At 40.0% G+C, this 15597-nt stretch carries 14 protein-coding genes; 2 read left to right on the top strand and 12 right to left on the bottom strand.

Annotated features, from left to right (window positions below; translation table 11 throughout):
• Positions 1-459 precede the first annotated feature (459 nt).
• Positions 460-990: a helix-turn-helix domain-containing protein gene (locus CSV64_RS01450; protein WP_099633273.1), complete on the top strand. Its 531-nt coding sequence runs from the start codon at positions 460-462 to the stop codon at positions 988-990.
• 147 nt (positions 991-1137) lie between these two features.
• Here the strand turns inward: CSV64_RS01450 and CSV64_RS01445 are convergent, their stop codons facing one another.
• From CSV64_RS01445 to CSV64_RS01435, 3 genes are all read right to left on the bottom strand, one after another.
• Complete coding sequence (locus tag CSV64_RS01445) at positions 1138-1896, bottom strand: exodeoxyribonuclease III (RefSeq protein WP_099633272.1); 759 nt, start codon at positions 1894-1896, stop codon at positions 1138-1140.
• 20 nt (positions 1897-1916) lie between these two features.
• Positions 1917-2828 carry a pseudouridine-5'-phosphate glycosidase gene (locus CSV64_RS01440; RefSeq protein ID WP_099633271.1) on the bottom strand — a complete coding sequence of 304 codons (912 nt, stop codon included), beginning with the start codon at positions 2826-2828 and terminating at the stop codon, positions 1917-1919.
• Between the two features lie 64 nt (positions 2829-2892).
• Positions 2893-4017: an NAD(P)/FAD-dependent oxidoreductase gene (locus CSV64_RS01435; RefSeq protein ID WP_099633270.1), complete on the bottom strand. Its 1125-nt coding sequence runs from the start codon at positions 4015-4017 to the stop codon at positions 2893-2895.
• A gap of 130 nt (positions 4018-4147) precedes the next feature.
• On the opposite strand from CSV64_RS01435, the gene CSV64_RS01430 reads away from it, so the two are divergent.
• Positions 4148-5248, top strand: coding sequence for a branched-chain amino acid aminotransferase (locus tag CSV64_RS01430; protein WP_369823474.1), 1101 nt, complete (start codon positions 4148-4150; stop codon positions 5246-5248).
• Positions 5249-5298: 50 nt separating this feature from the next.
• Here CSV64_RS01430 and CSV64_RS01425 read toward each other — a convergent pair whose 3' ends face one another.
• The 9 genes from CSV64_RS01425 to CSV64_RS01385 all read right to left on the bottom strand — a co-directional run bounded on the left by CSV64_RS01425 (position 5299) and on the right by CSV64_RS01385 (position 15578).
• Entirely contained in the window at positions 5299-6096 is a 798-nt protein-coding gene (locus CSV64_RS01425) for an ABC transporter ATP-binding protein (RefSeq protein WP_099633269.1), read from the bottom strand.
• Positions 6071-7114 (bottom strand): ABC transporter permease, encoded by a 1044-nt coding sequence (locus CSV64_RS01420; RefSeq protein ID WP_099633268.1) that lies wholly within the window; start codon positions 7112-7114, stop codon positions 6071-6073. Before CSV64_RS01420 ends, CSV64_RS01425 begins: the two co-directional genes overlap by 26 nt.
• Before the next feature lie 23 nt (positions 7115-7137).
• Entirely contained in the window at positions 7138-8148 is a 1011-nt protein-coding gene (locus CSV64_RS01415; protein WP_099633267.1) for an ABC transporter substrate-binding protein, read from the bottom strand.
• Positions 8149-8391: 243 nt separating this feature from the next.
• On the bottom strand, positions 8392-9141 hold the full coding sequence (locus tag CSV64_RS01410) for an amino acid ABC transporter ATP-binding protein (protein WP_099633266.1): 750 nt from the start codon (positions 9139-9141) through the stop codon (positions 8392-8394).
• Positions 9142-9153: 12 nt separating this feature from the next.
• Positions 9154-9813, bottom strand: coding sequence for an amino acid ABC transporter permease (locus tag CSV64_RS01405; protein ID WP_099633265.1), 660 nt, complete (start codon positions 9811-9813; stop codon positions 9154-9156).
• 109 nt (positions 9814-9922) lie between these two features.
• Positions 9923-10726: an amino acid ABC transporter substrate-binding protein gene (locus tag CSV64_RS01400; RefSeq protein WP_099633264.1), complete on the bottom strand. Its 804-nt coding sequence runs from the start codon at positions 10724-10726 to the stop codon at positions 9923-9925.
• Between the two features lie 168 nt (positions 10727-10894).
• Positions 10895-12292, bottom strand: coding sequence for a SpoVR family protein (locus CSV64_RS01395; RefSeq protein ID WP_099633263.1), 1398 nt, complete (start codon positions 12290-12292; stop codon positions 10895-10897).
• The gene (yhbH, locus tag CSV64_RS01390) at positions 12283-13443 is read right to left on the bottom strand and encodes a sporulation protein YhbH (RefSeq protein WP_099633262.1); all 1161 of its coding nucleotides are present in this window, start codon (positions 13441-13443) and stop codon (positions 12283-12285) included. Before yhbH ends, CSV64_RS01395 begins: the two co-directional genes overlap by 10 nt.
• A 236-nt stretch (positions 13444-13679) precedes the next feature.
• Positions 13680-15578: a PrkA family serine protein kinase gene (locus CSV64_RS01385; protein WP_369823473.1), complete on the bottom strand. Its 1899-nt coding sequence runs from the start codon at positions 15576-15578 to the stop codon at positions 13680-13682.
• Positions 15579-15597: the final 19 nt, after the last annotated feature.

Raw genomic sequence — 15597 nt, 5'->3', positions numbered from 1 at the left:
ATCATAAAAAGCCGTTGTGTCATCATCCCAAATTTTATGTACCAAAAGATTATTATTTCTACATAGGTGAACACTTTTTGTAAAAATAATTAACCTTCGCTTTCAATTGATTTCCAGTAGAAATTACAGTTTACGGAACGTAAGAAACCAAAACATAGCTAGACTCCCAATGGAATGCTCAAATATTTTAACAGCTCGTTCAATCCGCATAGCTAAATATCTGACTAATAAACTTCTCCTCCTTTCTCAAATATTACTATATCCCTAGTATTATTTTACTTTTTAAAACTATATATATGTTCGTGAAAAACATCAATAGCTTTATTATTAGTATATAACCCAATAATAAGTATCACTAGGTGAATAATAATTCTCTATAGGATAACATCATGCGAAAGTTCACGTCAATATATGTGTGTTATCATATAGTCAAACAACAATATTCTTGGAGGGATTAGAGTGGAAATCGGCTCGAAAATACGAGATATACGGAAGAGAAAGAAAATAACAATTGCCCAGATGAGCGAACAAATTGGACTCTCAAAAGGGTTCATAAGCAACATCGAAAACGATAATGCATCCCCCTCCCTAAATACGTTGCAAGAAATCGCCAGCTTCCTTGACGTTCCTCTACCCTATTTGCTGCTAGAAAAAAAGGAGCATATGAAAGTCATTAGGAAAGCCGATCGGGTATATACAACGTTTAACGGCATAAAAATTGAACATATTTCTACTCAAAGCGGCCTTCGCATGATGCACGTTGAATTACCCCCCGGTACATCGACTGGTCAAGCGATTGCCCACGAAGGTGAAGAGAGCCATGTCGTACTTAAAGGCACGGTCCTTGCTGAACAAGGTGAAGATTCTGTCATTGCAAAAGAAGGCGATTCATTCAGTTGGAATGCTAGTGTACCTCACTTTGTAAAAAACATCGGAGAAGAAGTGGCCGTCTTACTTATCGCTGTCTACTCCGAGGATAAAATCATATGACACTTCTTTTCATTTAATTTTTTCCAAGCAACTAGAACTGATTTAATCAAAAAATCGCAACACAAGTTTGACTTGTGTTGCGATTTTTATTTTACAGCTTTAGTATCCTCCAACTAAACAGGTCAATTTCAGATGCATTGGCTCTAATTAGTATATTTCTAACTCTGCAGAAATTGGGCAATGATCACTGCCCATGATTTCTGAATGAATGGCTGTTGTTTTTAGAGCTGACTGGAGACGCTCTGAAATGATAATGTAATCGATACGCCAGCCGATATTTCGTGCACGTACGTCGCGCATATAAGACCACCACGTATAACTTCCTTCGAGATCCGGATTCATAAAGCGAAATGTATCAATGAATCCCGTATCTAATAGCCGTGTCATTTTTCCACGTTCTTCATTCGTGAACCCTGAATTACCAATGTTTGATTTAACGTTGCGAATATCAATTTCTTCATGCGCTACGTTTAAATCTCCGCAATAGATGACTGGCTTGATGGCATCAAGCGACTGTAAATGCTCGAGTAATTCATCTTCCCATGCCAATCGAAATGATAATCGTGCCAAGTCCCGTTGTGAATTAGGTGTATAACAATTGACGAGAAAGAACTCTTCAAATTCTAGCGTCAGCACTCGTCCTTCTGCTTCGTGATCTAGATCATTCAATCCATAGCGTACAGATAGAGGCGTTTTTTTCGTAAACACCGCTGTACCGGAATATCCTTTTTTCTCTGCATAGTTCCAATAGGATTCATAGCCATCGAAAGAAAGATCGATTTGTCCTTCTTGGCATTTGATTTCCTGAACACAGAAAATATCTGCCTGTACTTGTTCAAAAAAGTCATTATAACCTTTTTTCACACATGCTCTAATACCGTTCACGTTCCAAGATACAACTTTCAATACTACACAACCTATCTTTATTAATTACCGTTAAAACTTACTGCTAATTTTGCTGCAAGTTCAGCGTTTGACTTCACCAATGCGATATTGGCTTCCAGACTTTTACCGCCTGTCATTTCCTGAACTTTTTTTAACATATGTGGTGTAAGATTCTTTCCACTAATGCCCAGTTGTTCAGCTTCTTTAAGCGCATCTGAAACCAATCCATCCATATACTCTTGATCCATCGCATATTCTTCTGGAATAGGATTGGCGATAATCGCACTTCCCTCCAAACCTAGATTCCATTTAACACGTAACATCTCTGCTATCATGTCGATTTCATCTACTCGATAATCTACATGATGTGCACTGCTTCTTGTATAAAACGCAGGGAATATGTCTGTTTGATAGCCCATTACTGGCACACCTTTTGTTTCCAAATACTCAAGTGTTTTACCGAGATCTAAAATAGATTTCGCTCCCGAACAAACAACTGCTACACTTGTGCGTGCGAACTCTTCAAGATCAGCTGAAATATCCATCGTGTGTTCCACACCCCTATGGACACCACCAATGGCTCCGGTAGTGAATACACGGATTCTCGCCAAGTCTGCAAAGAACATCGAGGCAGCAACCGTCGTTGCACCCGGTTTTTTAGTAGCGATTAAATAACTGATGTCGCGTCTAGATGCTTTGATAACACCCTTGCTGTCTCCGAACCGTTCTAATTCCTCATCAGATAGCCCGATTTTTATTTTACCGTCCATAATGGCAATGGTTGCCGGAACCGCTCCATGATCTCGCACAATTTGCTGAACTTCACGTGCGGCTTTTACATTTTCAGGATACGGCATGCCGTATGTAATAATTGTAGATTCCAATGCGACCAGTGGCTTGCCGTATTTCATCGCTTCTTTCACTTCTTCAGAATACGAAACATATCTTCTCATCAAGAATCTTCCCCTTTACCGTTCAATCCCTATATATTCATACTAATCATTATACACACTTTATTCAATGCTCTTTGTCGATTATTTGGTCAATAGAGTAGCTTTCCAAATCCCATCCTGTCTCATGATCTAATACTAGCTCGGATAAAAGCTTGCCAAGAAGAGGTCCTACTGTTAAACCTGATGAACCAAGACCATTGGCAATCCACACCTCCGGATGATCAGGCAATTGACCAATGACTGGCATGAAGTTTGGTGTATGTGGACGGATGCCCACACGAACTTCAGCCAATTCCGCCTGACGCAGCTCAGGGGCAATTGGTAACGCATTCGATAATATTTCCAATATACCACCAGCTGTCGGTTGAATATCGAAATCATCTGTATCCTCGTGCGTCGCGCCCGCTACGAATCTGCCGTCTTGGAAAGGTACGAGATACTGAGTGCTCGGTGGCATAATGACCGGCCATTCACCTGACGCCTCATGATTTGATTGTAAATGGAGGATTTGTGCTTTTTGTCCTGCTACTTGTAGCTTCTTACCTAGCGGCTCTGTAAATTCACTAGCCCAGGCACCTGCCGCTACGATAATTTGATCTCCTTCAATGATTTGCCCATCAACGATAACACCACAAACTTTCCCTTCTTTTATGTACGGTATTGCGGAGCCTTTTATACTTTTCACACCACGTGTAACTGCCACACGTACTAATGCTCCAAGTAGCTGATCCCCCTCTACTTTGGCAGCGCCAGAAATACGGACCGCTGCATATTCGTCAGATAACACCGGGAAATAGCTAGCTGCTTGCTCTGTATCCAGTAATTTCACTTCTCCGATTTCAGGAGCGTGTTCTTTTCTTTTATTCAATAACTCGACTTTTTTCTCTAAACGACTTACATCGGTGTGAAGTGCCAATGCTCCCACTTTCTTGTATCCTGTTTCTAGCTCGCCCTGTTCTTCCAAAGAACGAATGAATTCAGGATAATAGGCAGCTCCGGCCGACGCCAATGCATACCAATCCTTATTACGGCGCTGAGATGCCCATGGACAAATAATGCCTGCTGCAGCTTTCGTGGCCTGTCCTGGCTCCTGTCTATCGATTAAAACGACTTCTGCATGTTGCATAGACAAATGATAAGCAGCAGAAGCTCCAACGATTCCAGCACCCACAATTACTATTTTCTTCATGAAAACCTGCTCCTTTTTATAATAATTCTTAATATCGACAAACTTTACACTTTATTTTTTCTGAAAAAGCAGTATAATTACACTATTCGAACTTAAAGTTTCGGAATATTCTATATCTTAAGGGGTTTTGATGATTATGACGAGATTACCTATGCAAATTCAACTTGCACAAAATAAAAAAGAAAAGCCAGATCCTAGCACTTTAGTTTTCGGGAAATCATTTACAGACCACATGCTCATTATAGACTATGAGGAAGGCAAAGGTTGGCATAATCATCGCATTACTCCTTACGCTCCTTTAACGCTCGATCCAGCCGCAATCGTTTTACATTACGGACAAACGGTTTTTGAAGGAATGAAGGCGTATCGTTCTAAAGAAGGAACCATTCGTTTGTTCCGTCCAGATCAAAATATGAAGCGTCTGAATTATTCTCTTGACCGTCTATGTATGCCACGGATCGATGAAGAAAACGCATTATACGCACTTAATCAGTTGTTGCAAATTGAGCAGGATTGGATTCCTACACTAGAAGGAACCTCATTATATATCCGCCCATTTGTCATTGCAACAGAAGCTTTCCTTGGTGTAGCACCAGCGAAAAGTTATCAATTTTACATGATTCTGTCCCCTGTTGGCTCGTACTATAAAGAAGGAATTCATCCAGTGAAAATTCTTGTGGAAAATGAATTCGTCCGTGCTGCAAAAGGTGGAACCGGTAGCGCTAAAACGGCTGGTAACTATGCTTCCGCTTTAAAGGCACAGGAGACAGCGGACAAACAAGGCTACTCCCAAGTTTTATGGCTCGATAGCGTCGAGCGTAAATATGTGGAAGAAGTAGGAAGTATGAATATTTTCTTCAAGATCAACGGTGAAGTCGTAACACCCGCAATCAACGGCAGCATCCTTGAAGGAATAACAAGAAAATCGATATTGCAATTGCTGAGACACTGGAATATGCCTGTAGCAGAGCGCCAAATCTCGATGGATGAAATCCGACTCGCCTATGAAAGTGGAGAACTGGAAGAAGTATTTGGCACAGGTACAGCTGCTGTTATCTCCCCTGTTGGTGAACTGAATTGGGACGGTTATAAAATGATCATCGGTAACGGTCAAACGGGTGAACTATCGTCTCGTCTCTATAACACGCTAACAAATATTCAAACAGGTAAAGAACAAGATCCATTTGATTGGGTATATGAAATCAAGAAACATATAGCAAAGCTTGCTTAAAACGCTTAAAAAGTCCCTGTTTTCCACAATTGGAAAACAGGGACTTTTGTTTATACAGAAAGTAAAGCTGCATCGCTCGTAAGTTGCTCTCCACGAATGCGTTGAAATTCTTCCATCAATTTCGCAATCGTCAAGTGCTGTTTCTGCTCTTCTTCCACTTCTAAGATAATTTGACCTTTATCCATCATAATCAAACGATTTCCAAGATCGAGTGCCTGTTGCATATTATGCGTTACCATCAACGTCGTCAGTTGATCTTTCTCAACTAAACGTTTCGTTAAATCGGTAATCAGCTCTGCACGGGACGGGTCAAGCGCTGCTGTATGCTCGTCCAGCAACAATATAGAAGGCTGCGTAAAAGTCGCCATCAACAATGACAATGCTTGACGCTCACCACCAGACAATAATCCAACATTCGCTGTCATCCGATTTTCGAGATTCAAGTGCAATGTTTCAAGCGATGTACGGAATAAATCTTTTCGTTTCTTATCCACTCCGCGGTGCAATGAACGACGCCGATTACGGGAATAAGCCATTGCCAAATTCTCTTCAATTGTCATAGTAGGTGCTGTACCTGACATTGGATCTTGAAAAACGCGCCCGATCATTTTAGATCGTTTGAACTCTGCCAAACGCGTGACATCTTTATTATCAATATAAATAGCACCAAAATCCGGTGTCAATGCGCCTGATATCATATTCATCATGGTGGATTTCCCTGCACCGTTACTTCCGATCACAGTAACGAAATCACCTGGTTGTAAATGCAAGTTAATCTGGTCAAGCGCTACTTTTTCATCCGGAGTCGATTCATTAAATATTTTATTGACTTGATCCAGCTTCAACAACGCTATGACCTCCTTGTGATGACTTCATCGCCATTCGTTCAGCTTGTCTTTTCGCTTTACGTGATTTTTCCCGTCTCTTTTCAAGAACCTGTGGAATAATCAATGCCGCGATTACGATGACTGCAGTAATCAATTTCATATCGCCTGAATCGAGAATTTTCACACGTAGTGATAGACCGAGTACGATACGATAGATGACTGCTCCGATAACTACCGCCAACGTAGTGCGGAAAATAGTTTTCGTTCCAAAAATTGCTTCGCCGATAATAACAGAAGCTAATCCGATAATAATCATACCAATTCCCATGCCGTTATCTGCAAACTTCCCATATTGTGCAATCAGAGAACCTGAGAAAGCTACTAATGCGTTAGAAATTCCTAGTCCTAGAATAACGAGTGTGTCTGTATTCGCAGAGAAGCTACGAATCATTTTTTTATTATCGCCAGTTGCACGAATAGCCAAACCAACTTCGGTTTGCAAGAACCAGTCCGCAATGAATTTAATGATCACGACAACTAAAATCATCAATACTAATGTTCCCCAAGTCGATGGTAAATGTTCCAAGCCGAGACCTGCTAAGAAGCCATTGATTGCTTCATCAATTCCTAGACTACTCCAGAAACCTTGGAACTTACTGAAAATCGTTTCTGAATTTAAAAGCGGAATATTCGGGCGGCCTACTGAACTTTCGGTAGTCAGTCCCATTATCCGAAGATTTATCGAGTAAAGAGCTATCATCATGAGGATTCCGGATAGAAGTGGATTGATTTTTCCTTTGGTATGTAATAAACCTGTTATACATCCAGCAAAAAAGCCGACCAAGATCGCGGTAAGTGTTGCAACAAGTGGATGATAATCAAATACAATCATCGTAGCCGCTACTGCAGCACCTGTTACAAAACTTCCATCCACTGTTAAATCTGGAAAATCAAGCACCCGAAATGTTAAATACACTCCGAGTGCCATGATCGCATAGATGATACCCTGCTCAACTGAGCCAAATACAGCTGAAAACATGCAAGATCATCTCCTAATTGTATTTATTCTGCTACTTCTGCATTCCAATCATCTTGAATCTTCAAGCCGATTGCGTTTGCAGTTTCTTCATTCATCACTAACTTTAAGTTCTGTGGTAATTGAACAGGTAATGATTCAGGCGTTTCTTCACCCTTTAGAATCTTTACTGCCATTTCACCCGCCTCATAGCCGATGTCGTAATACTCAAAGCCGTATGCTCCAAGTCCACCACGTTTCACAGAATCAAATTCACCAACCATCATCGGAATCTTATTGTCGTTCGCAACAGAGATGACCGATTCTAGTGCTGATACTACTGTGTTATCTGTGATGATATAGAATGAATCTACTGAACCGATTAATGATTCAGCTGCTTGTTTTACGTCTGCTGAAGTCGCAACAGATGCTTCTACAACTTCCATATCCATATCTGCAAGAATTTCTTTTACATGATCCACTTGTAAGCGAGAGTTTTGTTCTCCTGAGTTAAAGATCATGCCTACTTTTTTTGCAGCTAAGTTTTCTTTTAAGAATTTCATTGTATTTGGAATAGCATCCGGATGGTTATCAGTAGTTCCTGTAACGTTTCCACCTGGTTCTTCGTTAGATGCAACAAGTTCCGCTGCTACTGCATCCGTAACGGATGTAAAGATGATTGGAATATCTTGTGTCGCACTAGCTGCTGCCTGTGCACTTGGTGTAGAGTTAGCAAATATTAAATCTACGCCTGCGCCTGCTAAGTTGTTGGCAATTGTTGAGTTGGAACTATTATCATTTTGCGCATTTTGCTTGTCATATTCGACATTCAATCCTGCATCTTCAATCGCCTTTTGGAACCCTTCAAACGCCGCATCTAAAGACGGGTGTTCAACAATTTGTGTAACACCAATTATGTATTTTTCTTCAGTGCTTGCTTTGTCATCATTTTTATCATCTGCTACTGAATCAGATGACTCCTTTTTCCCACCACACGCAGCTAGAATGAGCACGATACTGAATAGTGCAGCTACATAAGTCACCCAACGTTTCTTCATGTAAATCCCCCTCAACTATTATCTATTACCGGTTCGAAGTATTCAGAAAAGGTAATAATTATACGTAATCGTACCCTTAACAAAGTTATTCGTCAATGCATTATTCAATATTTTTCGTGAATTCTAACAAGTTTACTAACATTTTGCTGTAATCTTTCATATATTGCAATAATTTCACTAGGAATTGAGTAATCCACAAAAAAAGTAGTGATGCGAGTATTATATTCGCATCACTACTTTTGGTTATTTACTTAACTCGTAATTCAGGAATCTCTTTGTACGCATTTCTTTCGGTGATTTGATCACTTCTTCTGGAGTACCCGATTCAATGATCATTCCGTCGTCCATAAAGATTACATGATTCGCGACACTGCTTGCAAATTCCATTTCATGCGTCACCACAATCATCGTCATATGCTCTTCCGCAAGGTTTTTCATAACTTGCAATACTTCTTTCGTCAATTGCGGATCTAAAGCAGAAGTCGGTTCATCGAATAATAAAATATCCGGATCCATCATCAATGCTCTCGCAATCGCTACACGTTGTTTCTGGCCACCCGAGAGTCGTGAAGGTAATTCATCAGCTTTTGAAGCCAATCCGACTTTCTCAAGTAACTCGATACTTCTATGCCCATAATCGTTAGCTTTTTCTTTCTTCACAAGTTTCGGCGCCAATTCCAAGTTCTGTTTTACAGTTAAATGAGGAAACAGGTTAAATTGTTGAAATACCATTCCCATTTTAGAATTAATTATTTTACTATCTGTAGGGTTTGTGTAAATGCCATCTTTAACTAGGTAATCCCCATCCACTCTAATACTTCCGCCACCGACTTGCTCCAGTTGAATTAAACTTCTCAACATCGTACTTTTTCCAGAACCCGAAGGTCCGATAATTGCCATTACATCATTTTTTTGAACATCAAACGATATATCCTTCAATACTTCCAATGGACCGAATGATTTCTGTAAGTTACGTACTTCAATGAAAGACATAGTTTTCTCTCCTCATTCGTATTGCAGCTTTCTCTCTAAATACTTAAACACTACAGTCAAACCGAATGCTATCAGCAAGTAAATCCCCGCTGCAATGAAGAACGGAATGATTGTGAAGTCTCTGTTTACGACTGTTTGCGCATAGTGTAGCAACTCAGGAACAGCTACCGCATATAAAAGCGCCGTATCTTTTACTAAAGATACCGATTCATTCGCAATTGGCGGTAGCGTAACACGAAACATTTGCGGCAAGATGACTCGCACCGTTGTTTGCCATTTCGATAATCCAAGTACTTGGGAAGCCTCATATTGTCCTTTATCGATGGAAATTAATCCACCACGGAATATTTCAGCAAAGTACGCTGAATAGTTTAAAATGAACGCTATTGTAGCCGCAACAAAACGGTCAAAAACTAAATACTCACCAATTACCGGCAGAAGTGGTAAACCAAATACAAAGAACAATAGCTGTAATAACAAAGGGGTCCCACGCATGACGTATATAAAAGTCTGCGCCAAATAAGAAATTGGTTTAATACTACTTCTTACGGCAAGTGTCAACAAGAATCCGAGTGGAATAGATAAGACGATCGCTATTACAAATAATAGGACAGTCGCTTTAGCACCTTCCAACATGGGGATCAGCATGGACATAAAATATTCATAACTCATTAGTAAATTCCTCCAAAAAACCATTCAAGGTTTTATGTACTTCTCTTACAATACAAATACCAACGGAAGTCATAATTATAACTTCCGTTGACATTACTTATTCTACTACTCAGCGTAGAACTTTGTCTTCTCCGAACCATTCTGTAGAAATTTCAGCTGAAGTGCCATCTTCGTTCATTGTATCCAATGCCTTTTGAAGATTTTCAAGCATTTTTTCATTGCCTTGTTTCACTCCAACGCCATACTCTTCCACTGCCAATGATCCATCAACTTTTGCAAAGACACCTTCTTCAGTAGTCATATAGTAATCAATGACGACTTCATCTAGAACAACTGCATCTAGTCGACCTGTTTTTAGATCTGTTAACGCTAGAACATTATCCGCAAATTCTGTAATATTTTTTATTTTTTCGTGAATCGGGTGGCTTTCTAGTGCTGGTCCAGCAGATGATAATGCTTGCACACCTACCGTTTTTCCATCTAAATCTTCAATTGCTTTGACATCAGAGTCTACTAACGTCACGATAACTTGATTATTATCCAAATAAGGCTTCGTGAATAGTACTTTTTCTTGACGCTCTTTCGTGATCGTATAGCCGTTCCAAATTAAATCGATTCGTCCACTACTAAGTTCCGTCTCTTTCGTCTTCCAATCGATCGGTTGGAATTTTGCTGTAGCGCCCATATGCTCAGCCGCTGCTGTCGCCATATCAATATCAAAGCCGACTAAATTATTTTTATCGTCACGGAATCCCATAGGTGCGAATTTGTCATCTACACCGATGATAATTTCTTTCGTGTCTCCTTTACCGGTTTCCGTTGAAGGCTTTTCACCGCTTGAAGACTTGTCCGAACATCCTGCTAGCACTAGGAATAATGCTGCGAATAATAAAGCAATAGTGGTCTTTTTCATTGGTTTTCCTCTTTTCTTTACTCTTTAGTACGTTAATGAGTTAGTATACTATAAAAATAACATTAGATACACAAAATGAAAAGTAGCAAAGTGAAAAAACTGAAGGCAATCTCCATATTACAGGAGTTGTCTTCAGTCCAAGAATACGCTATGACTATTCTCTTTTCGTTATTTACTTCTCCTAAACACTTTGTGTCCATCATATGAAAATACTAAAGGTTTGTTCTCAAGTATTGTTTCGATATGCACGATGCGTCCCCAAAGCTGATGTATATGAGGTAAAACATGTTCTAAATATGGCAAATCAAGTTCAGTGTCTTCGTAGCGGTGAATAAGATACAGTTCACCATTACGCATATAGTCCCCATCGTCTACTACTATATAAGGAAAACCACCGTTCACTCGCTGACCAATTAACTGATTCCGGACAGCATCGGTCTGTTTGTCAGAGACTTTGTATTGGTCTTCCTGCTTTTGAAATACATACAGATCCTCTTGTTTGATGAGGTCGTCCGTTAAGTAATTTCGAATGAAAGATGTATCATTTTCGATTTCACGCGCTTCGAATATTTTTTCCCGTCCCGTCATCGCTTCTTCTCCACGTGAAGTGGCTTCTTTAGCTAAAACATCGTAGCGCTTCTCAATATCCTCATACATTTTAACACCGAGATAATACGGATTAATGGAGGTCTTAGAAGGCTGTAGTACACTAGCATTAAGTTTTGCAAACTCAATTGTTTCTGAAGGCGTTAAATCCATTTGTCGGAGGATGGTTTGATGCCAATAAGAAGCCCACCCTTCATTCATGATTTTCGTTTCCAACTGCGGCCAGAAATACAGCATTTCCTCACGTAACATCGTCAAGATGTCTGATTGCCATTCCGTTAGATTACGACTATTTTCTAGAATAAATAATAAGATGTCCTTTTCTTGTTCCTTCGGATTCTTTTTGTGCATTTCAATCGCTTGCTGACCGGGAATTGTCCGTTGATCCAGGTCCCATAAATCTTCATATGCTGATCTACGAGGTTGTTGGACAATAAACGGTGCCGGGATAATGTCTCGCATCATACTTGGATCTACATGTTCTTGAATGGCTAATACCGCATCAAGAAACGTTTCCACACATTTCTTTCCGTAACGTACCTCATAGTCTGCAATTCGTTCGGCTGTAGCCGCCATGCTTTCAACCATGTCTTTACGCGTCTTAGAGAAATAGATATTATTCTTGAAGAAGTCACAATGCGCTAATACATGCGCAATGATTAATTTATTTTGAATCAAACTATTCGTATTTAATAAAAATGCATAGCAAGGATTTGAATTGATCACTAGCTCATAAATTTTGCTTAATCCTATATCATATTGCAATTTCATCTTATGGAACTGTTTACCGAAACTCCAATGCGTGAAACGTGTAGGCATTCCATAGGCACCAAACGTATACAGAATATCCGCTGGGCAAATTTCATACCGCATCGGATAAAAATCGAGTCCAAACCCACTGGCAATCTCCGTAATCTCATCAATTGCATAATATAATGCCCGTTGATCAGTCAGCGTAATCCCTCCGTTCGCTTTTCGAAAAACTTCTTGAGCGCAAAGTAGACATCGCGATTTTTTTGCAAAATATAATAATTGAATTTTGGATGTTCAATTGATTTATACGCAGACATCAACGTTGACATTCTACGATGTTCATTGACTTCGGCATATCCAAACATATTCGATATCGCTAATAATTCATCCACGTGTTCCAAACACTTCTTATTGTCACTTGTCATATTCTCCCCGTCCGAAAAATGTACAGGATAGATATTATACCTAGTTGGAGGATAAGATTCTTTAATAACTTCCAATGCTTTACTATAGGCAGATGAACATCTGGTCCCACCACTTTCTCCTTTGTTGAAGAAGTTTTCCTCTGATACTACTTTCGCTTCCGTATGATGCGCAATGAATTCAATTTCTACCGTTTCATACTTTGTCCGTAAAAACTTTGTCATCCAAAAGAAGAAACTTCGTGCCATATACTTCTCAAATTTACCCATTGAACCACTCGTGTCCATCATTGCGATGACAACCGCTTTCGATTGCGGTTTTTCCACGGGATTCCATGTTTTAAACCGTAGATCATCTCCTAGAATTGGAGCAACTTCAGCTTTTCCTTTCATCGCATTACGTTTTATGGCAGATAATAAAGTCCGTTTTTTATCAATATTACCGATTAGTCCCTTTTTACGGATGTCCGTGAAATCAATATCTTCAATCGTTGTTACTGATTGTTCTTTTTGTTCCAAGTCTGGCAGCTCTAATTCTTTAAAGAACATCTCTTCCAACTCTTCAATCGAGACTTCCGTTTCATAGATATCTTGCCCCGGCTGATCGCCTGCTTCTTTTCCTTCACCTGGCTGCGCTTTCTTTTCTCCTTGCGCCACTACGTCTCCTACCGCACTGTCACCTTCGCCTTGGCCAACGTGCTTGGACTTGTCGTGGTTGTAACGAATTTTAAATTCATCTAGTGAGCGTATTGGAATCTTCACCATGTCTTTTCCATTTGAAAGTATGATGTTCTCTTCACTAATCAAGTCGGGTAAGTTACTTTTTAGTACTTCATTTATTTTATCTAGATGGCGTTGCTGGTCCTGATGGCCTTTGCGATGGAGAGACCAATTTTCTTCAGTGACAACGAATCGACTTTTCTGGTTTTCTTCCACTCGTATCCCCGCCTATCTTTCGAACAATTTGTTTCCCTATCATATGCGATAGCTATTTGAATATTGACTAAACGGCAACAAAACTAAAAAGAGACCTCATGATTTGAGGTCTCTTGGTTTTGATTTGTATAGGCTTCTATTAGTTCTGGAACCGGGATTTGCTCTTCGGAGTGCGAACTTAAACCCGAGTTGCAATCCCATCATTACGCCAATTCAATTCACAGTACTCATCCAATTTATCGATTTAATAAACTGCCTACGTAACGCAGTAGGTCGTTTGCTGAGATAGAGTTGTAGCCATGTTCGTCTACTAGGCGTGCTACGACTTCGTTCATTTTCTTCAGTTGTGTCTCGTCAGGCGTTGTAGAAGTTGTGGTGATCTTCACGACGTCTTTTAGATCGGTGAAAAGTTTTTTCTGAATCGCTTCACGTAAACGGTCATGAGAGCGATAGTCGAAGCGCTGGTGTTTTCTTGCATATGCCGAGATGCGAATCAGAATTTCTTCTCGGAATGCTTTTTTCGCATTCTCGGAAATTCCTATTTGTTCTTCCAGCGAACGCATTAGCTTTTCATCGGGATTGATTTCTTCCCCAGTAAGTGCGTCACGTAGTTTGTTTTTATTACAGTATGCTTCAACGTTATCCAAGTAATTATCCATTAATGTTTTGGCAGACTCTTCGTAAGAATAGACAAAAGCTTTCTGGACTTCTTTTTTCGCAATTTCATCATACTCTTTACGCGCCATTGAAATATAGTTCATATACGTGTCACGGTCTTCACTCGAAATGGAAGCGTGTTGATCGAAGCCGTCTTTTAATGAACGCAATACATCTAGTGCATTGATGCTTGGTACTTCTTTTCGGATAATTGCAGAAGAAATACGGTTGATGACGTAGCGTGGATCGATTCCGTCCATGCCTTCATCTATAAATTCGTTCTTCAGTTCTTCCGCATCTGCATCGTTGAAACCTTCGACATTCTGACCATCATACAAGCGCAATTTCTTCAAGCGATCGATGCCTTGTTTCTTGGATGCTTTCAAACGTGTCAAAACAGAAAAAATAGCAGCCACTCGCAATGCATGCGGCGCAATGTGGACGTGAGCCATATCACTGTCACGAATCATTTTTTCATAAATCTTTTCTTCCGCACTTACTTTTAGATTGTATGGAACTGGTATGACAATCAACCTTGAGTGAAGCGCTTCGTTCTTTTTATTACTAATGAATGAACGATATTCCGTTTCATTCGTATGCGCAACGATTAGTTCATCTGCACTAATCAATGCAAATCTTCCTGCTTTAAAATTTCCTTCCTGTGTTAAAGACAATAAATGCCAAAGAAACTTTTCATCGAGCTTCAGCATTTCTTGGAACTCCATCATGCCCCGATTCGCTTTATTCAATTCTCCATCAAATCGGTATGCACGTGGATCCGACTCTGAACCATATTCAGCAATAGTGGAGAAGTCTATACTTCCAGTTAAGTCAGCGATGTCCTGTGACTTCGGATCGGATGGTGTGAATGTTCCAATCCCGACACGACGGTCTTCTGAGAACAGAATGCGTTCCACTACAACATTTTCAATTTTACCTCCGAATTCTTCTTCAAGACGCAACTGATTTAAAGGCGATAAACTACCTTCGATTCTTATGCCATACTCTTCAAAGAATGACTTCCTCAATGATTCCGGAATCAAGTGCAATGGGTCTTCATGCATCGGACATCCTTTGATCGCATACACCGCTCCTTCATCCGTGCGGGAATACGCTTCTAGCCCACGTTTCAACATCGTAACGATAGTAGATTTACCACCACTAACAGGTCCCATCAGTAACAGTACGCGCTTCTTTACATCTAAACGCTTGGCTGCCGGATGAAAATATTCTTCCACTAAACGTTCGATAGACTCTTCCAGACCATATAACTCTTCATCAAAGAAATTATAAATCTTCTTACCGTCTTTCTTTTCAATTCCTGCGCTTTTAATCATTTCATAAATACGGGAATGTGCAGTCTGTGCCACTTCTTTACGCTCTTTAATTAATTCTAGATACTCCAAAAATGTACCTTCCCACTTCAACTGATTTTCTTCTTTGCGATAGTTATGCAACTGACGAATGATATCCAACATATCTCCTCCAATTAGGCTA

Source organism: Sporosarcina sp. P32b, from assembly GCF_002743335.1.
Lineage (GTDB): Bacteria > Bacillota > Bacilli > Bacillales_A > Planococcaceae > Sporosarcina.
Note: the sequence above shows the minus strand (reverse complement) of the source record. Positions and strands in the feature narration are given on the sequence as shown.